The sequence below is a fragment of the Bradyrhizobium sp. Leo78 genome (assembly GCF_059512425.1).
On sequence record NZ_JCAMOT010000026.1, the window covers coordinates 79,739 to 101,898 of the forward strand.

At 61.0% G+C, this 22,160-nt stretch carries 25 protein-coding genes; 19 read left to right on the top strand and 6 right to left on the bottom strand.

Annotation, left to right across the window (positions count from 1 at the left end; translation table 11 throughout):
• Positions 1-8: 8 nt before the first annotated feature.
• The 5 genes from ctaD to AC5ZG1_RS28350 all read left to right on the top strand — a co-directional run bounded on the left by ctaD (position 9) and on the right by AC5ZG1_RS28350 (position 3,904).
• The gene (gene ctaD / locus AC5ZG1_RS28330; protein ID WP_456643302.1) at positions 9-1,784 is read left to right on the top strand and encodes a cytochrome c oxidase subunit I; all 1,776 of its coding nucleotides are present in this window, start codon (positions 9-11) and stop codon (positions 1,782-1,784) included.
• On the top strand, positions 1,781-2,485 hold the full coding sequence (locus AC5ZG1_RS28335; RefSeq protein ID WP_456643301.1) for a cytochrome c oxidase subunit 3: 705 nt from the start codon (positions 1,781-1,783) through the stop codon (positions 2,483-2,485). The genes ctaD and AC5ZG1_RS28335 overlap by 4 nt, the downstream gene beginning before the upstream one ends.
• Positions 2,486-2,500: 15 nt before the next feature.
• Positions 2,501-3,223, top strand: a complete 723-nt coding sequence (locus tag AC5ZG1_RS28340; RefSeq protein WP_496134727.1) for a heme-copper oxidase subunit III family protein — start codon at positions 2,501-2,503, stop codon at positions 3,221-3,223.
• A gap of 9 nt (positions 3,224-3,232) precedes the next feature.
• Complete coding sequence (locus tag AC5ZG1_RS28345; RefSeq protein ID WP_165435175.1) at positions 3,233-3,634, top strand: cytochrome C oxidase subunit IV family protein; 402 nt, start codon at positions 3,233-3,235, stop codon at positions 3,632-3,634.
• Between the two features lie 75 nt (positions 3,635-3,709).
• On the top strand, positions 3,710-3,904 hold the full coding sequence (locus tag AC5ZG1_RS28350) for a hypothetical protein (RefSeq protein WP_130225413.1): 195 nt from the start codon (positions 3,710-3,712) through the stop codon (positions 3,902-3,904).
• 20 nt (positions 3,905-3,924) lie between these two features.
• Here AC5ZG1_RS28350 and AC5ZG1_RS28355 read toward each other — a convergent pair whose 3' ends face one another.
• Positions 3,925-5,034, bottom strand: coding sequence for an HD-GYP domain-containing protein (locus AC5ZG1_RS28355; protein ID WP_496134728.1), 1,110 nt, complete (start codon positions 5,032-5,034; stop codon positions 3,925-3,927).
• Between the two features lie 869 nt (positions 5,035-5,903).
• Between AC5ZG1_RS28355 and AC5ZG1_RS28360 the strand changes: the two genes are divergently transcribed.
• The 6 genes from AC5ZG1_RS28360 to AC5ZG1_RS28385 all read left to right on the top strand — a co-directional run bounded on the left by AC5ZG1_RS28360 (position 5,904) and on the right by AC5ZG1_RS28385 (position 10,258).
• Entirely contained in the window at positions 5,904-6,485 is a 582-nt protein-coding gene (locus tag AC5ZG1_RS28360) for a helix-turn-helix domain-containing protein (RefSeq protein ID WP_496134729.1), read from the top strand.
• Positions 6,486-6,644: 159 nt separating this feature from the next.
• Positions 6,645-7,094, top strand: coding sequence for an ester cyclase (locus AC5ZG1_RS28365; protein WP_496134730.1), 450 nt, complete (start codon positions 6,645-6,647; stop codon positions 7,092-7,094).
• A gap of 198 nt (positions 7,095-7,292) precedes the next feature.
• Positions 7,293-8,384 (top strand): bifunctional DNA-binding transcriptional regulator/O6-methylguanine-DNA methyltransferase Ada, encoded by a 1,092-nt coding sequence (gene ada / locus AC5ZG1_RS28370; RefSeq protein WP_496134731.1) that lies wholly within the window; start codon positions 7,293-7,295, stop codon positions 8,382-8,384.
• Between the two features lie 205 nt (positions 8,385-8,589).
• Positions 8,590-8,823, top strand: a complete 234-nt coding sequence (locus AC5ZG1_RS28375; protein WP_496134732.1) for a hypothetical protein — start codon at positions 8,590-8,592, stop codon at positions 8,821-8,823.
• 56 nt (positions 8,824-8,879) lie between these two features.
• A complete protein-coding gene (locus AC5ZG1_RS28380; RefSeq protein ID WP_496134733.1) occupies positions 8,880-9,629 on the top strand; it encodes a 2OG-Fe(II) oxygenase in 750 nt (249 codons plus the stop codon).
• 119 nt (positions 9,630-9,748) lie between these two features.
• Positions 9,749-10,258, top strand: a complete 510-nt coding sequence (locus tag AC5ZG1_RS28385) for a methylated-DNA--[protein]-cysteine S-methyltransferase (RefSeq protein ID WP_496134734.1) — start codon at positions 9,749-9,751, stop codon at positions 10,256-10,258.
• 23 nt (positions 10,259-10,281) lie between these two features.
• On the opposite strand, the gene zigA is transcribed toward AC5ZG1_RS28385, so the two are convergent.
• Complete coding sequence (gene zigA, locus AC5ZG1_RS28390; protein ID WP_130225407.1) at positions 10,282-11,487, bottom strand: zinc metallochaperone GTPase ZigA; 1,206 nt, start codon at positions 11,485-11,487, stop codon at positions 10,282-10,284.
• Positions 11,488-11,847: 360 nt separating this feature from the next.
• On the opposite strand from zigA, the gene AC5ZG1_RS28395 reads away from it, so the two are divergent.
• The 6 genes from AC5ZG1_RS28395 (at position 11,848) to AC5ZG1_RS28420 (ending at position 16,781) form a co-directional block, all read left to right on the top strand.
• Entirely contained in the window at positions 11,848-13,242 is a 1,395-nt protein-coding gene (locus AC5ZG1_RS28395) for a cytochrome B6 (protein WP_496134735.1), read from the top strand.
• 53 nt (positions 13,243-13,295) lie between these two features.
• Complete coding sequence (locus AC5ZG1_RS28400; RefSeq protein ID WP_496134736.1) at positions 13,296-13,937, top strand: DUF4142 domain-containing protein; 642 nt, start codon at positions 13,296-13,298, stop codon at positions 13,935-13,937.
• Between the two features lie 498 nt (positions 13,938-14,435).
• Entirely contained in the window at positions 14,436-14,834 is a 399-nt protein-coding gene (gene rnk / locus AC5ZG1_RS28405; protein ID WP_028163028.1) for a nucleoside diphosphate kinase regulator, read from the top strand.
• A 214-nt stretch (positions 14,835-15,048) separates the two neighbouring features.
• On the top strand, positions 15,049-15,234 hold the full coding sequence (locus AC5ZG1_RS28410; protein WP_130225404.1) for a hypothetical protein: 186 nt from the start codon (positions 15,049-15,051) through the stop codon (positions 15,232-15,234).
• Between the two features lie 282 nt (positions 15,235-15,516).
• Positions 15,517-15,807 carry a hypothetical protein gene (locus tag AC5ZG1_RS28415; protein ID WP_130225403.1) on the top strand — a complete coding sequence of 97 codons (291 nt, stop codon included), beginning with the start codon at positions 15,517-15,519 and terminating at the stop codon, positions 15,805-15,807.
• Positions 15,808-15,974: 167 nt separating this feature from the next.
• Complete coding sequence (locus AC5ZG1_RS28420; RefSeq protein WP_496134737.1) at positions 15,975-16,781, top strand: MBL fold metallo-hydrolase; 807 nt, start codon at positions 15,975-15,977, stop codon at positions 16,779-16,781.
• A gap of 42 nt (positions 16,782-16,823) precedes the next feature.
• Here the strand turns inward: AC5ZG1_RS28420 and AC5ZG1_RS28425 are convergent, their stop codons facing one another.
• Together AC5ZG1_RS28425 and AC5ZG1_RS28430 are read right to left on the bottom strand one after the other, a co-directional pair.
• Positions 16,824-17,273, bottom strand: a complete 450-nt coding sequence (locus AC5ZG1_RS28425) for a type II toxin-antitoxin system VapC family toxin (protein ID WP_496134738.1) — start codon at positions 17,271-17,273, stop codon at positions 16,824-16,826.
• On the bottom strand, positions 17,270-17,512 hold the full coding sequence (locus tag AC5ZG1_RS28430; RefSeq protein ID WP_496134739.1) for a type II toxin-antitoxin system Phd/YefM family antitoxin: 243 nt from the start codon (positions 17,510-17,512) through the stop codon (positions 17,270-17,272). The genes AC5ZG1_RS28425 and AC5ZG1_RS28430 overlap by 4 nt, the downstream gene beginning before the upstream one ends.
• A gap of 165 nt (positions 17,513-17,677) precedes the next feature.
• Between AC5ZG1_RS28430 and htpG the strand changes: the two genes are divergently transcribed.
• Positions 17,678-19,543: a molecular chaperone HtpG gene (gene htpG / locus AC5ZG1_RS28435; RefSeq protein WP_496134740.1), complete on the top strand. Its 1,866-nt coding sequence runs from the start codon at positions 17,678-17,680 to the stop codon at positions 19,541-19,543.
• A gap of 177 nt (positions 19,544-19,720) precedes the next feature.
• Positions 19,721-20,875, top strand: coding sequence for a DUF3095 domain-containing protein (locus tag AC5ZG1_RS28440; protein WP_496134741.1), 1,155 nt, complete (start codon positions 19,721-19,723; stop codon positions 20,873-20,875).
• A 4-nt stretch (positions 20,876-20,879) separates the two neighbouring features.
• Here AC5ZG1_RS28440 and AC5ZG1_RS28445 read toward each other — a convergent pair whose 3' ends face one another.
• Positions 20,880-21,320, bottom strand: a complete 441-nt coding sequence (locus AC5ZG1_RS28445) for a DUF2147 domain-containing protein (protein WP_028163020.1) — start codon at positions 21,318-21,320, stop codon at positions 20,880-20,882.
• 188 nt (positions 21,321-21,508) lie between these two features.
• On the bottom strand, positions 21,509-22,036 hold the full coding sequence (locus tag AC5ZG1_RS28450) for a GNAT family N-acetyltransferase (protein WP_496134742.1): 528 nt from the start codon (positions 22,034-22,036) through the stop codon (positions 21,509-21,511).
• Between the last annotated feature and the right edge of the window lie 124 nt (positions 22,037-22,160).

Here is a 22,160-nt window from a genome sequence, read left to right on the forward strand (position 1 = left end):
GAATTCCGATGGTCGATGTCCCGTATGACACAATCGCAGGCGTTCCGCCCGCTGAGGTTGGTGAGGTCGAACTCTATCATCCGAAGAGCTGGTGGACGAGGTACGTTTTTTCGCAGGATGCCAAGGTCATCGCCGTCCAGTATTCGATCACGGCGATGGCGATCGGAATGGTCGCGCTCGTGCTGTCGTGGCTGATGCGACTGCAACTGGGATTTCCCGGCACGTTCTCCTTCATCGATGCCAACCAATATCTCCAGTTCATCACCATGCACGGCATGATCATGGTGATCTACCTGCTCACCGCATTGTTCCTCGGGGGCTTCGGCAACTACCTCATCCCGCTCATGGTCGGTGCCCGGGACATGGTGTTCCCCTATGTGAACATGCTGAGCTATTGGGTCTACCTGCTCGCGGTTCTGGTGCTGGTCTCGACCTTCTTCGTGCCTGGCGGGCCCACCGGCGCCGGCTGGACGCTCTATCCACCGCAGGCGATTCTCTCCGGCACTCCCGGGCAGGACTGGGGCATCATTCTCATGCTGGCCTCTCTGATCCTGTTCATTATCGGCTTCACCATGGGCGGCCTCAACTATGTGGTGACGGTGCTGCAAGCGCGCACGCGCGGCATGACGTTGATGCGGATGCCCTTGACGGTGTGGGGCATATTCACCGCCACCGTCATGGCGCTGCTGGCCTTCCCGGCGCTGTTCGTCGCCTCGGTGATGCTGCTGCTTGACCGGCTCCTCGGCACCAGCTTCTTCATGCCGACCCTCGTCGAGATGGGCGAGCTGACGAAATATGGCGGCGGCAGCCCAATCCTGTTCCAGCACCTGTTCTGGTTCTTCGGTCATCCCGAAGTCTATATCGTCGCCTTGCCGGCCTTCGGCATTATTTCCGATCTGATCAGCACCCACGCGCGGAAGAACATCTTCGGCTATCGCATGATGGTCTGGGCCATCGTGGCAATCGGCGCTCTCAGCTTCGTCGTATGGGCGCACCACATGTATGTGAGCGGCATGAATCCGTATTTCGGGTTCTTCTTTGCCACCACGACGCTCATCATCGCCATCCCGACCGCGATCAAGGTTTACAACTGGGTGCTGACCCTCTGGCGCGGCGATATTCATCTCACCATCCCGATGCTGTTCGCGCTGGCGTTCATCATCACGTTCGTAAATGGCGGGCTGACCGGCCTGTTTCTCGGCAACGTGGTCGTGGACGTTCCGCTGTCGGACACGATGTTTGTTGTCGCCCACTTCCACATGGTGATGGGCATTGCACCGATCATGGCCGTGTTCGGCGGGATCTATCATTGGTATCCGAAAGTCACGGGACGAATGCTCAATGAGGCGCTCGGACGATTCCACTTCTGGGTCACGTTCCTCGGGGCTTACGCGGTTTTCTTCCCGATGCACTACCTCGGCCTCTTGGGCGTGCCGCGCCGCTATCACGATATCGGCGAAACCGCCTTCATCCCGGCCTCTGCCCATGACCTCAATGCGTTCATGAGCGTGGCAGCCCTGATTGTCGGCTTTGCCCAGCTTGTCTTCATATTCAATCTGATCTGGAGCCTGTTCAAAGGGAAAGAGGCGGGCGGCAATCCCTGGGGAGCCGCGTCGCTGGAATGGCAGACACCAGAGACCCCGCCGGGGCACGGCAACTGGGGCAAGGAGCTCCCGATCGTCTATCGCTGGGCCTACGACTACAGCGTACCTGGCGCCGCCAGGGACTTCGTGCCGCAAAATGAACCGCCAGCCAAACTATCGCCGCAGGGGGCCCATCCGTGAGCGCCATTATCCTGTTCATGGCTGGAATAGCGGCAATTGCGGGATGGTGGCTCTCGCAGCAACGGCTGACAGCAAAACCCTGGCTGGAGGAAGGAGTGATCTTCGATCTTCGCGAGGAGAGCGGATCGTCGTCGCAGGCGGCGAAGATCGGATTGGGGGTGTTTCTCGCGGTGGTCGGCTCGCTGTTCGCGCTGTTCATCAGCGCTTACTCCATGCGCATGAACATGGTGGACTGGCGGACGCTGCCGGTGCCGGCGCTGCTGTGGTTCAACACGGGCGTGCTGGTATTGAGCAGCGTCGCGCTGCAATGGGCGTACATGGCCGCGCGCCGCGGCGACATGGACAGTGTCGGCGTCGGCCTCTGCACTGGCGGAGCATGCGCCGTTACATTCCTGGTTGGGCAGCTTCTGGCGTGGCGACAGTTGAATGCCGCCGGGTATTTCGTCGCGTCCAACCCAGCGAATTCTTTTTTCTATCTGATCACCGCGGTGCATGGGCTGCATCTGATGGGCGGTCTCGTGGCGCTCGGCAGAACGATCGCCAAAGTGTGGCGTGGCGCTGAGGTCGCAAAGGTGCGCGCGAGCGTGGAGCTCTGCGCTATCTATTGGCATTTCCTGCTGCTGGTCTGGCTGGTCTTGCTCGGTCTGCTGACGGGCTGGACAGATAATTTCGTCGACATCTGTCGCCAGTTGCTCAGTTAGGGAGGGCAGGGATCGATGGCAGAGACTGCGCTGACAAACATCGGAGCATCGCCCGTGCGGCTGGCGGGGTGGCGAGGGATCGTTGCCGACTGGTCCTCGGATCAGCGGGCATTCAAGAACGTCTCCTGGGGGAAGGCCATGATGTGGATCTTCCTCCTGAGCGACACCTTCATCTTCAGTTGCTTCCTGCTGTCGTACATGACGGCGCGAATGTCCACGACAGTGCCGTGGCCGAACCCCAGCGAAGTCTTTGCCCTCAATATCGGCGGCCAGCACATCCCGCTCATCCTGATCGCGATCATGACCTTCATCCTGATCAGCAGCAGCGGCACGATGGCGATGGCGGTCAATTTCGGTTACCGCCGCGATCGCGTCAGAACCGCAGCCTTGATGCTGGTCACCGCTGCATTCGGCGCCACGTTCGTCGGAATGCAAGCCTTCGAGTGGACCAAGCTGATCATCGAGGGCGTCCGGCCCTGGGGCAACCCGTGGGGCGCGGCGCAGTTCGGCGCCAGCTTCTTCATGATCACCGGCTTCCACGGCACCCACGTGACCATCGGTGTGATTTTCCTGATCGCCATCGCACGAAAGGTCTTGCGGGGAGACTTCGATGTCGAAAGGCGCGGCTTTTTCACAAGCCGCAAAGGGTACTACGAGATCGTCGAAATCACCGGCCTGTACTGGCACTTCGTCGATCTTGTGTGGGTGTTCATCTTTGCCCTTTTCTATCTTTGGTGAGGTTGGCGCATGACAGAAGCCGCGATACATGTGGAAGGCCAACAACCTTCGCTGCACGTTCACGCCCATGAGGCCCATGCGCCGGGAGCCGCCCAAGCAAAGGGCCAGCAGCACCCGATCAAGCTCTATCTCGTGGTCTGGGGATGGCTGTTCGTCCTTAGCACCTGCTCCTTTCTCGTCGACTATTTCGGCCTCCACGGCCATCTCAGATGGTCGCTGATCCTGCTGTTCATGGTTTTGAAGGCCGGTCTGATCGTCGCCGTCTTCATGCACATGGCCTGGGAACGGTTGGCCTTGGTCTATGCCATCCTGCTACCGCCGGGGCTGGTGCTGGTATTCGTGGCGATCATGGTGTTCGAGTCCGACTACACGCATCTGCTCCGGGTCATATTTTTCACGCCAATGGCGTAGCTCCCATCGCTTCGCAGCGAAGGAGAACGGCAATGGCCAAGGACAGCGTAGCGGCACACGAGTGGAGATTTCGGGATGCAGTTTACCGTCGGGTTTAAGCTAAGGGGGAAAACAGACCATGTCGTCCTGGATGGAGAAGACGCGCTCGTCGCCGCGCTGAAGGTGAAAGCAGAGCTCCCGGAAGCCGTCATCATGTACGTGCGCCCACAAAACCGGCGTGGCGACACACGTCATCCGTCACGTGCGCTCGCCGAAGATGTTCTTCGATGAGAGCCCGGGGGATCCGTACCTCACGCCGCATCCTCGACGACAGGGCGGAACGCGTTGAGTAGATCGCCGTCGAGCTTGTTTCCCATATCCTGCATTATCCTGAAGGCGTTCGTTGGCGGCAGCGATTGGCGGTAAGGTCGATCTTCGACCAGTGCGGAAAAAATATCGGCAATTGTGATAACGCGTACGAGATCTGCAATCTGCCCGGTGCGAAGCCGGTCGGGATAACCCGATCCATCGAGCAACTCGTGGTGATGAAGCACGCAATCGAGGATCTCAGCCGGAAAGCCGCCCTGTTGCGTGAGCAGGTCATATCCGTACCGGGGATGTTGTCTTATCTGCTCCATCTCATGGTCGGTCAATTTTCCCGGCTTGTCGAGAATATCAATTGGAATGAACGATTTTCCGACGTCGTGCAGCAGCGCGGCGTGCGCGATGCGTTGTTGGTCTTTGGGACGCATCTTCAGCTTCTGTGCGAACGCAACGGCGAAACCGGTCACGAGCAGGCTGTGCCTGTAGGTGCCGCCATGATGCCTCCGCACCGTTTCCATCCAGGGACCAATTCCCCAGACGTCGAGCGCCTCCAGGATCAGCGGGGTGTTGGCTTCGAGAGTTTCGAATGGAAATGAGCTCTCGTTGTGCGGCGCCTCGATTGTCTGCGCCAGCGCGCGATGAGCAGCAAAAACGCCCCGCAATACGATTTTGTTGCGCGATGGTGCTTCTGACTTGGCGCGCGCGTCATGCATTGGAGCAAATATCCGCAGTACTTCATCGGCATCGAATGGATAGTGGATGTAGTTGCGTACGCCGAATGTCCTTGCGCGACGTATGCTTTCGGCAAGCGCGAGTTCTCCAATGCTCTTGTCGATAACGAGGAGGCTGGGCACCGAACGTGCCAGAATAGCCTGACGAGTGGGACGAAGCGCTCGGACCACCTGCGTTGACGAAAGATCAACGTCAAGAACGACGCAAGAAGCGAAATCATCGATAACAAGAGGGTCAATCGCCGGCGGCAGCAAATGAACGTCGCAGGTTTGACTGAGTATGGATGCCAGCGGTCTTGTCCGTTCCGGCGTCTCGGTTATGAGGGCGATATGAAGTTGTCGGACTGTCGTGGCGGCCTCGATCATGCGATTCACTTTCCTGGCGGTCTCGCCTGTTCGTAAATTATCGCGGCTGTCTTTTGGTGCGCTGGTACCTGCGCGGGCGACGGGGAGGCAACGGAGCCTGCAATGTTGCGAACATCCACCTCATTCCTCCTGCTGCCGCCATCGTTCGTTTGATGGCTTGTCGGCTTGAGATGAACAGAGAGAGTCGCGTCCCTGTCCAAGCTGCATCCGCGCGCTTGTGATCGTGATGTTGCCAACATTTCCCGGGATGTCGGCGGACATAAGCAGGAGCGCTGTTCACGTCATCTGCCACGTATCTCATGCGTATGCAGCGTTGCTGAATGAGGTGTTACCGACGCACGGGCGATTCGCCTTTTGGCCATATCTCGCGCGAATTGGATAGCCACCGTTAAAATTGACGCCTCGTGGCACCGCGTTGCTTAACCGGAGAATTTCGATTAATCGCGAAACAATTACGGTATGGCCTGCTCGGAATTATGAGTTCGTTTTTGCGTGTTGCGTCCCAAGACAAGCGTGGGGTTGGTTTCGATAAGTACCTTGACTGTCTCTCGATATTCCTGCCGGACGTTTCGGCGGAGCCGGAGAAGGCCGGGCGACAATTTTCGTGGCGAGCCAACTTCGCTGCGGTCAACGGCCTGACCTGCTGGCGAGTGCAGGGTAGCCACGGCTACGAAATAACACTCAACGAGTCAGCGGAGACCTTGCATGTCTCGCAGCCTGTCATTGGCGCTGTTGCCGCAATTGGCAGGTACGGTGCCTGCCGAGCGCTTCCAGGATCTCTGTTTACACATCTGACGGACGCGCCAAGCCGAATCTCGACCAAGGGAGCTCATGCAACGAGAGGGCTCCGGTTCGAACGCCCGGAATTGATGCGGGCGCTTTCCACATTCGATGAAAAGCTCTCTGTTCAGGATCTTACGCCTCTGATGCTCCATCATCTGACGGAGACGACGACGCAATCACTTTATCACTCCGCGCAAGCGGTCGTGTCCGCCGTTCTTGATGAGGATCTTCAGGGGCGCTCCCCCATCGCAATGGCGCTGCTGAGCGAATCCTTGCTCCTGCTGGTGCTTGAGAGACTGACATCAGGCAAATTGCGGGAACCGTCTGAATCAACCATGCGCCACCTTCGGCGGGCGGTGGACTACATGCATTCCAACATTCATCGGCCCTTTACCATGAGCGACGCTGCAGCCGCAGCGGGTATCAGCGTACGGACGTTGCAGACCGCTTTCCAAGCGCACTACGGTGCAACGCCGGTTACCTACTTGCGTCGCATCAGGCTGGAAGCCGCACATCTGGAGCTTACATCCTCGGACAACATTCTGCCTGTCTCCGAAGTCGCCCTGAAATGGGGCTTCACGCATATGGGGCGCTTTGCTGAGATATATCGCAAGACCTACGGTCTTCTTCCATCCCAGCTTGCCGGACTGCGCAGGCGGAATGGTTGATCTGTGCCGGCCGTGATCTCCGCCCGCATCGCGCCGGCGGCTCTGCCGTTTCGATTTCAGCGCAAGAACCGGAGTTCGGCTTCCTTTGGTCAAGCGTAAGCCTCGTTCAGATCACCACCCGACGTCAGTGATCATCACGAGACACAAGGAGCCATTCCAATGAGCAAGGAAGAGGATAACAAGGCCGTTGTCGGCCGCTGGTTCACGGAGTTCTGGGGCAAGGACGTCAATCTTGCTGTTATCGACGAGATCGCCGCGCCCGACATGCTGCTCAAATATTCGCTGCATGAGCCTCGCCGCGGCCGCGCCGAGATCAAGGCGTTCATGATCGATTTCCGTGCTGCATTCCCCGATCTCAATTTCTGGGGCACTGCGGACCTGATCGCCGAAGGCGATTACGTCGTCGGCCAATGGGAAGGTGGCGGCACCCATAAGGGGCCGGCCTTCAACGATTTCCTGGTCGGCGGCCTGCCGGCCGCAACGGGCCGCAAGATGCATTTCACCGGCACCACGGTGCTGAAGGTGATCGACGGCAAGATCGTCGAGGAAATCGGTCTCGACGACGGCGTGACCGCGCTCACCCAGCTTGGGCTGCTGAAGGCGGCCTAGGCGGCCCACGCCCGGCCATCAAATAAGGTCCGCACGCACGTGCGGGCCTTGTTGCTTCAAGCCATCCCCGGAACTCGTCAAGCCTGTGTTCCCGCGGATCCCGTTGCCGGCATGAGCAATCGAATTCGAAAGCAAGGATCGGAGTGCGTCGGCGGGGAATTGGCGGCATCATCGATCCAACACCATATGAGAAAGAAGATGACTGCGACGCCCGCCAGGACCCCGAAGTCAACGCCCACGTCGGTGGGGGATGATCCGCGATGGGCACGCATTGTCGCGCGTGACAAGACGGCCGACGGCCATCTCTGGTACTCGGTCGCAACGACAGGCGTCTATTGCCGGCCGTCCTGCCCTTCGCGCGTTCCCAATCCCAGGAACGTGCAGCTCCACGACAGTCTGGAAAGCGCCAGGGCGACAGGTTTCCGGCCTTGCCAACGTTGCAATCCGGAAGGCCTTTCGACCGAAGCCGAGAACGCGGCCCTGGTGGCGAAGGTGTGCCGGATCATCGAGGAGAGCGAGGAAGAACCTTCGCTGGAGCAATTGGCCGCGGCGATCGGCCGGAGTCCGAGCTATTTCCATCGCGTGTTCAAGGCCACGATCGGGCTGACGCCGAAGGAATACGCCGCCGGCCATCGTGCCGGGAAGGTTCGCCGGGGATTGGCCTCGGGCAACTCCGTCACCGAGGCGATCTACGACGCTGGCTTCAATTCGAGCGGACGCTTCTACGAGAAGTCGACGGACATGCTCGGCATGACGCCATCGCAGTATCGCGCCGGGGGCACCAACGAGGAGATCAAGTTCGCTGTCGGGCAGACATCTCTCGGCGCGATCCTCGTTGCCTCGAGCACGAAGGGCGTGGCTGCGATCCTCCTGGGCGACGATCCGGACGAACTCGTCCGCAATCTCCAGGATCGTTTTCCGAACGCACATCTCATTGGCGGTGATCACGACTATGAAGGGCTGGTTGCCCGGGTCGTCGGCTTTGTCGAAGCGCCGGCGATCGGCCTGAACCTTCCCCTCGACGTCCGCGGCACCGCCTTCCAGCAACGCGTGTGGCGCGCTCTGCAGGAGATTCCCGTCGGCGAAGCGGTTTCCTATGCCGAAATCGCACAGCGTATCGGCTCCCCCAAGGCGGTGCGCGCGGTGGCCGGCGCTTGCGCGGCGAACAAGCTTGCCATCGCCATTCCCTGCCATCGCGTCGTTCGGAAAGATGGCTCGCTCTCCGGCTACGCCTGGGGCATCGAACGCAAGCGGGCTTTGCTCGACCGGGAATGCTCGGAAGGTACGTGAACATCGCCGCCGCCTTGACCTTCAGACGCACGTTCCGGCCGGTGTCTGCGAGTTTGAAAGCAATATTCGGAGTGTCCCGGTCGCGGTATCGTGCACTTACTCGATCATTGAGGTGGTCGATGCGTGCCTATTGACGTCGCTGGTGATCGCCGACGCCGATCGACTGGCGGAAGGAACGCTTCAGACGATGTTTCCTCGGAGTGCATTGGACGCAAGAATAAAGCGCGAGAATCGCCGCCGCACCAGGACAATGCCCGATGCGATCGCAGCCCTTGTTCACGCCGATCCGGCGAAGGCTCGCGTGACGGCCTATTTCCGCCGGCTCGTCGCCGACGGCCATGCAGAATGGCAGATGCTCGAGAACGGAGATATCCGGCTCCGCTTTCGCACCGGCGAGACCTATCTTCTCGCGAAGACGACGATCATCCGCATCGCGTGAGCCGACGGAGCATTTTCGATCATAAGCGCAGATACTGATCAGGAAGGAACGATCTCATGACAGTCCGTTCGTCCACCATCACCCGTGCCCCCGCGGTTGCGTCCGCAGACGCACGGGTGTCCGCTTACGACTGGCAGGTGCTCGCAGGTGAGCTCGACAACTACGGCTGCGCCGTCTTGCCCAAGCTGCTTTCACCTGAGGAATGCCGCACCATCGCAAACCTCTATCCCGACGAGAGCCATTTCCGAAGTCATATCCACATGGCGCGGCACGGCTTCGGCAAGGGCGAGTATCGCTACTTCAAATACCCGCTGCCCGACCTCATCGGCTCCTTGCGAACCGTGCTCTACCCGCGCCTTGCAGGCGTTGCCAACGAATGGAACGCCCGGATGGGACTAAGCGAGCGCTATCCAGCCGACCACGCCTCGTTCCTCAAGCAATGCCACGACGCCGGCCAGACGCGCCCGACGCCGCTTCTGCTGCAATACGTCCCTGGTGATTTCAACTGCCTCCATCAGGATCTCTACGGCGATCTCGCATTCCCGATCCAGGTCGCGATTCTGCTCTCGCAACCCGGCGCGGACTTCGCCGGTGGCGAGTTCGTTCTGACCGAGCAGCGGCCGCGCATGCAAAGTCGCGTCGAAGTCGTGCCGCTCCGGCAGGGCGACGCAGTGGCCTTCGCGGTCCATAACCGGCCGGTGCAGGGATCGAAGGGCAATTATCGCGTGAACCTTCGTCACGGCGTGAGTCGCGTGCGTTCCGGCATGCGGCACACCGTCGGGATTATTTTTCACGACGCGACCTAGCGGCGCGGCAGACGCGATCTTGTTGCTGTCGTTTTTCGATTTGAAAGCAAGGACCGGATCGGCCAACGCTATCGCTGTCTTCTATCGTCTCGCCAGAAAGAAATTCGCAGGAGCGCAAGATGCGCGAAGTCATTCGCTTTGCATGGGGGAACAGTTCCCTCGGCGATTTCATGGTGGCGATGTCGGGCAAGGGGCTCGTCGCCCTCGAATTCAGCACGAATCATTCCGGGGTGGAGGACGCATTGCGCCTCCGCTTCCCGGAGGCCGACATCATTGGAAGCGAGCAGGAATTGACCGATGTGCTGGAGAAGGTGCAACACGTGATCGAAGCGCCGGGTTTCGATCCCGCGATTCCGCTCGACTTGCGCGGGACGCCGTATGAAATCGAAGTCTGGTCGATGCTGCGTGCAATTCCCGTCGGCGAAACGACCAACTACGGCGCCCTGGCGGCCAAACTTGGTACCCGCGACGCGCGCGAGGTGACCGAGGCGATTGCCTGCAATCCTGTTGCAGTCCTCGTGCCGTGCCACCGCGTCGTCAAGAAGGACGGCTCGATCTCCGGCTATCGCTGGGGCGTCCAGCGCAAGCGCGAACTATTGGCACGCGAACGGCGTTCCGGCGCATCCTGAACTCTATGAAGGGCTCTGGCGCGTCAGGCCGCGTCGTTGGCGCGTTTCCACACCGGAAACGGATCGGGCAGGCCGGCCCAGGCCTGCGTATCCATCCCCTGCTTTCCTTTCACAAGGCACGCGTCGAGCCGTGCACGGATCGCGGCTTCATCCATAGCGGTGCCGATGAAGACGAGTTCTTGCCGGCGATCTCCATAGAGATCGTTCCAGCTCTTCTTCAATATTCGCTGCCACTCGGGATCCCGTGGCCACCGTTCGCGCGGTATCGCCGCCCACCAGAATCCCAAGGCCTCGGTCTTGGTGATGGCGCCGGCCTGGCTCATCTCACCGACCCACTGCGGACGCGTGGCAATCCAGAAATGCCCCTTGGCGCGAATGACGCCTGGCCAGGCGTCATGAAGGAAGTGATGAAATTTCGTCGGCTCAAACGGCCGCCGCGCACGATAGACGAAGCTCTTGATGCCGTATTCTTCGCTCTCCGGCACATGGTCGGCAAAGCCGTATAATTCCTTGAACCACAGCGGATGCTGTTGCGCCTTCTGAAAATCGAAGCGGCCGGTATCGAGGATCTGGTCGAATGGGACCTTGCTGTGATTGGCTTCCAGGATCTCGGCTTCAGGATTGAGCGCCCGGATGATCTTGCGTGCAGCATCGCGCTGCACGGGTGTTGCGTCATCCACCTTGTTCAGCACGACGACATCGGCAAATTCGATCTGCTCGACAAGCAAATCGACCAGCGTGCGCCGGTCGTTGTCGAGGGCCTCGCCGCGCTCGCTAAGGAAATCGGTGGAGGAATAGTCCCTCAACAGGTTCACGGCATCGACGACCGTGACCATCGTGTCGAGCCGCGCGACATCGGACAGGCTCTCGCCGTGCTCGGTCCGGAAATCAAATGTGGCCGCAATCGGCAGCGGTTCGGAGATGCCGGTCGATTCGATCAGCAGGTAATCGAACTTTCCGCCTTCAGCCAGCGCGCGCACTTCCCTCAGCAGGTCGTCGCGCAGGGTGCAGCAGATGCACCCGTTGGTCATCTCAACCAGTTTCTCGTTCGTCCGGGAAAGATTCGCACCGCCATCGCGGACGAGGTCCGCATCGATGTTCACCTCGCTCATGTCGTTCACAATCACGGCCACCTTCAGGCCGTGCCGGTTGTTGAGCACGTGGTTCAGCAAAGTTGTCTTTCCAGCCCCGAGGAAGCCGGACAAGACGGTGACGGGCAGTTTTTGCATGGAGATCGAACAGCCTTTGCAACTCGAGGAATTTTCGCCCGGCAGAGGGCATTGGGGCATCCATATGTAATGTTATAACATTACATAGTCCGAGCTGTTTTCGATTGTCAAGCAGCACCGACGGTAACATGTGCAGTGTTGGCGCAATGCGAGCCGGTTGAAGCGGCCAGATCATCAACTGACGTCAAGTGACCCAACAACCTGACCAAGAGGGCACGCCTGACCGCCGTGGCTTGAGCTCCCGGAATGATCAAACATCAGGGAATGTAGGAACGAAGCAAATTCGATCGCGTTGCGCTCCGCATCTGCGTAGGTCCTGCATCGGCACTTCTGGTGCGTGCTCCGAACCGGAGGTCGCTCATGTCGAAATACCCGAAAATTGCGGCCGCACTGACCGTAGCGAGCTTGATTGCAGTCGCTGCATTGGCCGATCCTCTGCCCCCAGACGCGACCTACAGGCCGCTTCCGACGCAGCCGCTTGATGTGGTGAAGGCGCTAGATGAGGCGCAGAAATCGCAGGTCATGCAGCGCCAGCAGGCCCTGTTGGAGCAGCGCTACGACCTCTCGAACCGGCCGATCGCGAATGTGATGATGTCGGGCGGCCGAAAGCCCGTGCAGGACGGAGTGCGCATCAGGCTGCCGGCAGGAGTAACCTGGGACAGTCTGTCGGCGATGAGTCCGGACGAGATAAGGCAGCGTGGATTATTGCCGGCTGCTTTCATGCCGCTGCCGCATGTCAAGCAGGCGACCGGCGGCCAGGTTTTCCCGAACCAGCAAATCGACGAAATCAACCGGCAGGAATCGCGGAACATCAGGCGCTTCGATGTTGATTTCGATCTCCCCGCCCAATTCACGCCGGAGTTTCCGCCGCCGATCTTTCTGACCAGCCATCCGGAACTGGGTGATGTCTCACACGGCCAGCTCCTGACGATAAAGAACTACTATCAACTGATGATCGGCATCATCACGCCCGTGCAGATGGAGGGAATGCGCCTGTTGCTGACGCCGTTCCCGCAGGAAGAGTTCAACCAGACAGAAGATCGCAAGAGCGCAGACCAAAGCCTTGGCGTCACCTGCCTCGACTGTCATGCGAATTTCCACACTAACGCGGCCTTCCACCAGACGCCTGACGTGCGCCCTCAGGCGGCCCGCTTCCGCCTCGATACGGTCAGCCTTCGCGGCATGTTCAACCAGCAAATTCATGGTTCGAAACGGTCGCTGCGCTCGATCGAGGACTTCACGCAGTTCGAGCAGCGGACGGCCTATTTCAACGGCGATCACGTCAGCGCGCAGCGGAAAGGCGTGCACCTGCCCGATCGATTCGATCAGGTCCCGATGATGGCGCAGATGCAGAACATCATCGATTTCCCGCCTGCGCCAAAGCTCGATCCACTGAACCGGCTCGATCCCAGCAAGGCGACACAGCAGGAACTCGAGGGAGAAAGGGTATTTCTGGGCAAGGGACAATGCGCACAGTGCCACGTGCCGCAGACGTCATTCCTTGACAACAATATGCACGACCTGAAGCTCGAGCGCTTCTACAATGTCGGTCAGACCGTCAATGGTCTCGTCGCATTGGCTGATGGACCAATCAAGACCTTCACCCTGCGCGGCATCAAGGACTCACCGCCCTATATGCACGACGGGCGCTTGCTAACGCTCGCCGACACCGTCGAGTTCTTCAATCTGGTGCTCGGCTTGAAGCTGACGCAGGAGGAGAAGGATTCGCTGGTGGCGTACATGCTGACGCTGTGATGCCAGTCGGGTGCCGGCAGTTATCCCAGCGAGTCGCAAAAGGAGATTGAGTGATGCGTCTTCTAACGCTCTTAGCGATCGCGATTGCATTTCTTTCTCCGGCGGCTTTCGGCCAGTCGACCAATCCCGTGAGCCCCGCGCCGGGTAACCCCGGCGGCATGCCGCCGGGAACGAGACAATCTGCTCCGGGTGTGCCGGCGCCGCGCCAAGCCAATCAAGCGGATCGCGCCTTCATCAATGCCGCAGCAACCGGAGGATTGGCCGAAGTGGATCTTGGCAGATTCGCGGCGCAGCAAGGGGCGAGCCGCGCCGTGACGGAATTTGCACAACGCATGGTTCGCGATCACAGTGCTGCCAATGATCGGCTTTCAGCACTCGCAAAAGCGAACGGGATTGCAGCGCCCGACAAACTCGACGAAGAACACAAAGCCATGCGTGCGAAGTTGGAGCAGCTCAGCGGTCCTCAATTCGATCGCGCCTACATCGAAGGACAAATCATCGACCATCAGAAGACTGCTCAGCTTCTGGAGTACGAGATCGGTTCAGGGGAGAACGCTGAACTGAAGGATCTTGCGTCAGACCTTCTGCCAACCGTCCTGAGTCATTTGCGGATGTCGCAGGCGATTGCCTCGGAAATGGCGCAGCAGGCGGCAGCAGAGACACCACGAACGGAAAGACCCAGCGAGCGGCGCTAGCAATACTGCGATCGGCGGTCCCCTGAGAGGTTTCGATCGCGCGCAAAGGCAAGCAATTGCGCGTCGTCGGGCGAGGTGCGCGCTTTCGCCGCAATGGCGACGGTGCCATGTGGGGCTATGTTGAGTGCATTATGACATACGTTGTCGACATCGATCCGCGCATCGCGCGCTTCTGTCTGCACGCCGGCCGCCTGCACGCAGGCACTTAGCCGGACGGCCGATCGAGCCGTCCGGGTTCTGTTCTCATCGATATCTCGAGTTCGTGGCTTCCGTGCAGGAGCCCGATTTACTTTTGAACAGAAGGAACGTGCCGTGCCGCCTCCGTCAGAGACCGTCCACACCGCATCCGATGACCGCCGCCTCGAGCGCACGCGCGAAAGTGTGAAGCGAGCCGAGTCGAATGTCGTGCCGCTGTTCCGTGCGCCTGTGGTCCGGAAAAAAGATGGCGCGATCGACGACGACCCAGGGCCAACGGCCGCCTGAACAAAGGTGACAACAATGAGTAAGAATACCGAACCCAATCTGCCGCCGATCCGGGTGACAACGGAGGAGAAGCAGCGGCTGAGCGGACTTGCCAACTCAAGCATGGAGCTTTTTCCGCGCGTGGCCTATTTCCTTGCGCGCGAGATGGAGCGAGCGAGTATCGCGCCTGACGATGCCGATTTGCGAAACGTCGTCCGCATGGGCTCGCAGGTCGACTATCGTGACGACAGCACCGGTGCGGCGAGGGAGGTGGTGCTGGTCTATCCGCACGAAGCCGACATCTCGCGCAAGCGCATTTCGGTGCTGACTCCGGTCGGTGCCGCGCTGATCGGCCTATCAGTCGGCCAGACCATCGAATTTCAAACGCCGGATCGCCGAACGCGAGCGCTGACTGTGTTGCGGGTTTCGCATTGAGCAGGAGCTTTGCGCCCATGCGCGACCGTGTGTTTGAGCAAGCCGGGCTGATCGTGATCTGCATCACCATCGGGCTGATCGGGCTCGTCGTCGGTCTGAGCTACCTCGCGCGCTTGTTCATGTGAGTCCGGTGGCCGCTTGAGCTTGGTGGCCGGGTTCGATCCTTGCAGCGGACGCGCTATAATTGCGCATCGCTTAAGGCGAGGCACTTGTCATGACACAGTGGTACTTCGTCTGGATCGAAGGTCCGCGTGGGCCCGTGCCGCAAAAGTGGTCTACGGAGGGACTTTGGGGGCAGGTCACCCGTCAGGATGTGATCGTGCGCTTTACGTTGACGGAACGCGAAGCCGCGCTTTCGCTCGACGAATTGGCGAGGTTGCATCCTGTTCCCGAGGAATGAACCTTGGGGAACCCATGAATTTAATGCGAGCGCGGGGTTGAATAGGCGGGCTCGGACCCAATGTCCCGCACTTCACGTTCGTTGAAACGCGGTCGAAACGGATCGTATTTGGCGAAGAGCCGGCGACAGGATGGCAATTCGAAGAAAATCATCCAGCGGCGGCACAAGTGAAGCTCCAGTGCGTCGTCGTGTTGGCGGGATGGCTGTCCCGCGAATGCAGGCGGCCGCGTCCGGCTTAGGCCGTTGCGCGGTGCAACCCTCCAATCCAGAGGAGCGAGGAACATGAGACTGAACTCATCGCAGGTCGAGCGGGCCTTGAGCCAATTCGATGCTCACTGCCTTCCCGACGATCATCCGGCGGTCGCCCAGTTAAACCGCTTGTTCGGTGATCACACCTACTTCCTTGACACCAACGGGCTCAACGTACTCGAGCCGAGCGAGTCCACGGAGACGGACACACAGATCGGCAAGATCGTGAACCTCGCCCATTGGAGCGACGACACCCTGACGAATTTGATGCCGCACGAGCCTGAACCGACCGGCGTCATCGTCAGTCTTGGCTCCAAGCACTGATCGTTCCTGATTGACCATCGTGAAAGCCCGCCTCTGGCGGGCTTTTATTTTGCAGCACTCATCACGGTGCTTTGGGTTCAGGCGGATAGACGCAGCGGAAGCCGATATAGGCGAGATAGAACCGCCGCATTGCATGCTATCTTGGGCCTCCAAATGGAGTGACCCTCATGCCAACCTGGACTTGCGAACAATGCGGCGCGCAGTTTTCCGACAGCGCCAATCCGCCGCCGTCTTGCCGGATCTGCGAGGACGAGCGGCAGTTCGTGAACTGGAACGGACAGGTCTGGCTCAGCCGCGAGGAACTGGCCAAACGCCATCATGTCGTCTGGCGCGACGATCTTGGGCTCGTTGGCATCGCGGTCGAGCCGCGCTTGGCGATCGGCCAGCGTGCGTTGCTGGTCCCCGATGGCGAAGCTCTTGTGATGTGGGACTGCATCCCGCTCGCGACGCGCGAGGCGATCGACTACGTCAGGTCGCGCGGCGGACTGAAGGCGATCGCGATATCGCATCCGCATTATTATGGGGCGCTGGCCGACTGGAGCGAAGCGTTCGGCAACGCGCCGGTCTATCTGCATGGGGACGATGCGCAATGGATCACGCGGCCGCATCCGTCGATCGTGCCGTGGCGGGGGGAGGAACTCGCGATATCGGACGGTCTTCGGCTGGTCCGCGCCGGCGGGCATTTCACCGGCGCCACCGTGCTGCATTGGCGCACGGGGACGGACGGCAGCGGCGCGCTCCTGGCCGGCGATGTCGCGCAGGTGGCGATGGATCGCCGTCACGTCAGCTTCATGTACTCCTATCCGAACTACACGCCGCTGAATGCTGTCGCCGTGCGCCGTATCGCTGAGGCGATCGCGCCACTTGCGTTCGATCGCATTTATGGCGCCTGGTGGGGACGTAACATTGAGCACGATGCGAAGGCGGCGTTCGATGTGTCGGTCGCGCGCTATCTTGCGGCGATCACTGGGTGAGGCGTGAAAGGGAGGGCTCTCGCCTGGGAAATTGATAGCGATCTATTTGGCTGGAGGCAGCTCCTGGAATGGATCGATGACGGTGACGTCCATAGGCACAAAATGGCGAACATTCCGGGTTAGGAGCGTCAGTTTGTGCCAATGAGCTGTTGCGGCAATCGCGACATCTGCAAAGCCTGGAGCATGCCCACGGCTGCGTGCAAGATCAGTCAGCTGGCCAGCGATCTCTGCCGTCGGCGTATCAAACGGGAGCACCCGATCACCATAGAGATGCAGCACGGTTCGCAACCAATCCGAGAGCCCGGAGGCCTTCCGCTTGGCACCCTCGCGCTTGGCCTTGGCGATGCCATCGGCGATCTCGGCCACAGTGACGGCCGACAGAAACAAAGCAAGCGAATGAGAATCCATCCAGGCAACAAGCTGCTGCGGCGTCACCGCCGACGTGGGTGCCACAGCCGAAATGATATTGGTATCGACCAGATAGCGCGTCACAGGCCGGCGTCGCGGGAGGGCGCCTGGTTACGCTCGGGCAAGTCACCGGCTTCGATCGGCGCGGACATCAAGAGACGGCCGAAGGAGGGTACGCGCGACAGCCGTTCCCAATCCTCAAAGCCGAGGATGACCGCCTCCGGTCGCCCGTGGCGGGTAATGATGGACGGCTTGCCCCGCGTGGCCTGATCGACGACGGCGGACAATTTCGCCTTTGCGTCTTTCAGCTGAATCTTGCGCATGTTGCCTCGTGTGACTACAGTGGTCATATTTATAGTAGGTTCAACGACATAGCGCAATGCCGCGGTCGGATCATCCCGCTGCCGTCGCGGCAAATCTTGCGGGCGGAGATCGCTGCGCTATATCTGGAGTTTGCTACCCCCTATTGGTTTCACCTGAGCCCAGCAATGACTGCCACCACGACCTCCCCCGAATCCCAGCCGTTCCAGGCCGAGGTTGCCGAGCTCCTGCACCTGATGGTGCATTCGGTCTATTCGGAAACCGATATCTTCCTGCGCGAATTGATCTCCAACGCCTCCGATGCCTGCGACAAGCTGCGTTATGAGGCGATTGCCGCGCCGAACCTGATCGCCGATGGTGGGCCGCCGAAAATCTGGATCAGGCCGGACAAGAAGGCCGATACGTTGTCCGTGATCGACAGCGGCATCGGCATGGACCGGCAGGAGCTGATCGATAATCTCGGCACCATCGCGCGCTCCGGCACCAAGTCGTTCCTGGCGCGGCTCACCGAGGCCAAGGACGGCGGCAATTTGATCGGCCAGTTCGGCGTCGGCTTCTATGCCGCCTTCATGGTCGCCGACAGGATCGTCGTGATCAGCCGCCGCGCCGGGAGCGATGAGGTCTGGACCTGGACCTCGTCGGGCGGCAGCGGCTTCGAGATCGCGCCCGCCAGCGAGGAGGATGCCAAGCGCGTCACCCGCGGCACCGAGATCGTGCTGCATTTGAAGAAGGACGCCGCGAAATATCTCGAGACCTATGAGATCGAGCGCATCGTCCGCGCCTATTCTGATAACATCCAGTTCCCGATCGAGCTGGTGCCGGAGGAAGGCGAGCCAAGCCAGATCAATTCCGCGAGCGCGCTGTGGCAGCGGTCGAAATCGGAGCTGTCGGCGGAGGATTACAAGGAAGCCTACAAATCGATCGCCGGCGCCTTCGACGAGCCGGCGATGACGCTGCATTATCGTGCCGAGGGCCGGCAGTCCTATGCCGTGCTGCTGTTTGCGCCGTCGACAAAGCCGTTCGACCTGTTCGAGCCGGCGCGCAAGGGCAGGGTGAAGCTCTATGTCCGCCGCGTCTTCATCGCCGACGATGCCGATCTTCTGCCCGCGTATCTGCGCTTCATTCGCGGCGTGATCGACAGCGAGGATCTGCCGCTCAACATTTCCCGCGAGATGCTGCAGAACAACCCGCAACTCGCGCAAATCCGCAATGCCGTGACCGGCCGCGTCATCGGCGAACTCGAGCGATTGGCGGATAAGGAGCAGGACGCGTTCGCCAAGATCTGGGACGCGTTCGGCCCGGTCCTCAAGGAGGGCCTGTGGGAGGATTACGAGCGGCGCGAGAAGCTGCTCGGCCTGGCGCGCTTCACGACCACCGCGGGCGAGAACCGTTCGCTCAAGCAATATGTCGAGGCTATCAGGCCGAACCAGACCGACATCTACTACCTCACGGGCGAGAGCATCGAGCGGTTGAAGTCGAACCCGAAGCTGGAGGCCGCGCAAGCACGCGGCGTCGAGGTGCTCCTGCTCACCGATCCCGTGGATGCGTTCTGGACCTCGGCGCCGATCGATTTCGGCGGCAAGCCGCTGAAGTCGCTGAGCCAGGGCGACGTCGATTTCAGCCTGATCCCGTTCGTCGACGACAAGGCGGACGAGAAGAAGGACGAGCCGGCGGCAGATGAAGCCACGACGATCGCCGCGATCAAGGAAGCGCTCGGCGAGCGCGTCGCCGACGTCCGCGCCTCGCAGCGATTGACCTCGAGCGCTTCGTGCCTGGTCGGCGGCGGCCGCGACCGCATGCTGGAGCGACTGCTCGCGCAGCAGAACCGCGGTGCGGTGACCAAGCCGATCCTCGAGGTCAATCTGCGCCATCCGTTGGTCGCCGCGATCACGCGCGAAAAGGACGCGGCGAGAGATTTGTCGCTGCTTCTGCTCGAGCAGGCGCAGATTCTCGAAGGCGAACTGCCGGAGGACCCGGCCGCCTTTGCCGGCCGTCTCAACCAGCTCGTGCTGCGCGGATTGGCGAAAGCGTAACGCGCGCTGTTGCTCCGTCATGCCCGGGCTCGTCCCGGGCATCCACGTCTTCCTTTCTGAGAGGCGGCGCTCACGTGGATGGCCGGGACAAGCCCGGCCATGACGGTGTGCGGTTCTACGCAACCGATCCCAAGACCGGCCGTATCTGCTAGACAGGCGCCGAAAGCGGAGCGGTCCATGGTGGCGGCAGGCGGCAGCGAGATCTTCTACGGCGGCATTCCGGTGTTCCGCGGCTTTAGCCGCCTGATGGAGCCGTCGCTGTATTCGCCTTTGCCTGATGATTGGACCATCGGCGTCGCCGACATCGTGGAATCGACCAAGGCGATTGCCGCAAAGCGCTACAAGGCCGTCAACATGGCGGGCGCGGCCGTCATCGCCGCCGTCACCAATGCACTCAGTGGCCGCGAATTCCCCTTCGTGTTCGGCGGCGATGGCGCGAGCTTTGCGGTCGCGCCCGCCGATGTCGACGCCGCGCGCGAGGCGCTGGCGGCGACCGCGACCCGGGTGAGGGACGATCTCGACCTCATCATGCGCGTGGCGCTGGTGCCGATCGAAGCAGTCCGTGCGCAAGGACTTGATGTGCGCGTCGCGCGCTTCGGACCGTCGACCAATCTTTCCTACGCGATGTTCTCCGGTGGCGGGCTTGGCTTCGCGGAAGCCGCGATGAAGCGGGGTGAATTTGCTGTCGCGCCGGCGCCGCCGGGCACTCAGCCCGATCTCAGCGGGCTCTCCTGCCGCTTCGAGGAGATCCCTTCCGCCCGCGGTGTCATCCTGTCCGTGCTGGTGGTGCCGGCGAAGGGCGGCGATCCCCCCGCGTTCCGCAAGGTGATTGAGGACATCATCGCTCTCGCCGAGCAGAGCCCGGATGCTGGCCGTCCGGTGCCGTCGGGCGGGCCGGCGCTGCGCTGGCCGCCGCAGGGCCTCGACTTCGAGGCGCGCACCAAGCGCGGCGGTCCGCTCTTCGCGCGGCGCGTGCTGGTGTTCGTCAGCACGTTGTGGGTCTACACCGTCATCCGCTTCGAGCTCAAAATCGGCAAGTTCGCGGCGAAGGACTATATGCAGCAGGTGGTCGACAATTCCGACTTCCGCAAATATGACGACGGATTGCGGATGATCCTCGACTGCAGCGAGGAGTTGGCGCAGGCGCTCGCCGAACGTCTCGCGCAGGCCGCGGCCAACGGCGTCGTGCGTTACGGCCTGCACCGGCAGGATGCTGCGATGATGACCTGCTTCACGCCGTCGGCGATGCGCAGCAACCACGTGCACTTCATCGACGGCGCCCGCGGCGGCTACGCCTCCGCCGCGTCAGCCATGAAGGCGATGCAGATCTGAAGAGTTAGCGCCCGACCCGCGTCCAGCTTTCGCCGCCGCAGAGCGCGCCGACGCAGCCTTCGACCCGTAGCGTATCGGGGCCGGCGAGCGAAATGCTGCTCGCATAGGTGCCGCCGTCGTCGGCGTTGTAGATCTGACCGGTCCACTTGCCGCCGGCCGGCCGCATGCCCGAAAACAGCGGCAGCCCGATGATCGGACGGGTGGTGAGCGACGGATTCGGATTCTTGTTGTCGACCTGCGGCTTGCCGGTTGCGGGATCGATCGGCTCGCGCAGGGAGACGATCACGCCGCAAATCCCGCCGCCGCATTTGCTGACCTTGACGCGGGCGTCGCCCGCCTGCGTCTGCCAGACGCCGGATGGATCGGCCGCGTTTTGCGCGCGCGCCGTCGGTGCGGCCAGTAATACCGCCAGCACCGCTGCGATGAGAGCTGATCTGCAAGCCATGATTCGTTCCCCAAAAGGCACGCCTGCATAGCAACAAATCGGCTTTGTGCAATCTCACTTCCGCGCGTCGGCGCGCGATCATTTGCCCCAGTGATGCGCATCTGTCACTGCGTCTCGCCCTGAAGATTGTGTGAAGATGATGCCCCGCATCTTACGGACGGCGCAGGCCAGGCTAACCTATGCAGAGATCACCACGGCAGGCCGCATAGGTCGATGGTCCCCGTATCAGGCGCGCGCTTGATGTCGAACACGAACGGTGTCATCGCCTCGAAGCGGATGCGTCCGCCCGGCTGCTCGCAATAGACCTCGCCGGTGAAGGGCCGCCAGCCGCGCGCCTGGTAGAACGCGAAATTGTGCGGCTCACAGAACAGCAGCATGAAGCGCGCCGCTTCATTGGCACGCACGGTCTCGACCGCGGCATTGAGCGCGATCGAGGCATAGCCGCGGCGCCGGCAGTCCTCGCGGGTCGCAACCCCGCCGATGCCGCCAATATGGATCTGGTGTCCGTTCCAGGTGATGGTGCGGAAATGGATGCCGACGTGGCAGCCGACGCCGCCCTCGGGCGCTTCGAGCAAGACGCGCAGGTCGGCACCGGCCCACTTGATATGGCCCCACGGCAATTTCGCGACCACCTCGCGCGGCCAGACCGCCCGAAACAGCGGCTCGACCGTCTTCCAGGAAGCATCGCCGTTGAGGACTTCGATCTCGATGCTCACTTGAGCGGGTCCTTGCATTCCATTGGCGCGATCTTACTCGCACAAACGGGAAAACGCACCTCCGCCCGCGCGCTGCCGCTCGGAGTTGATCTTAAGCATTTCATTCCCAACACTATTTTGCAGT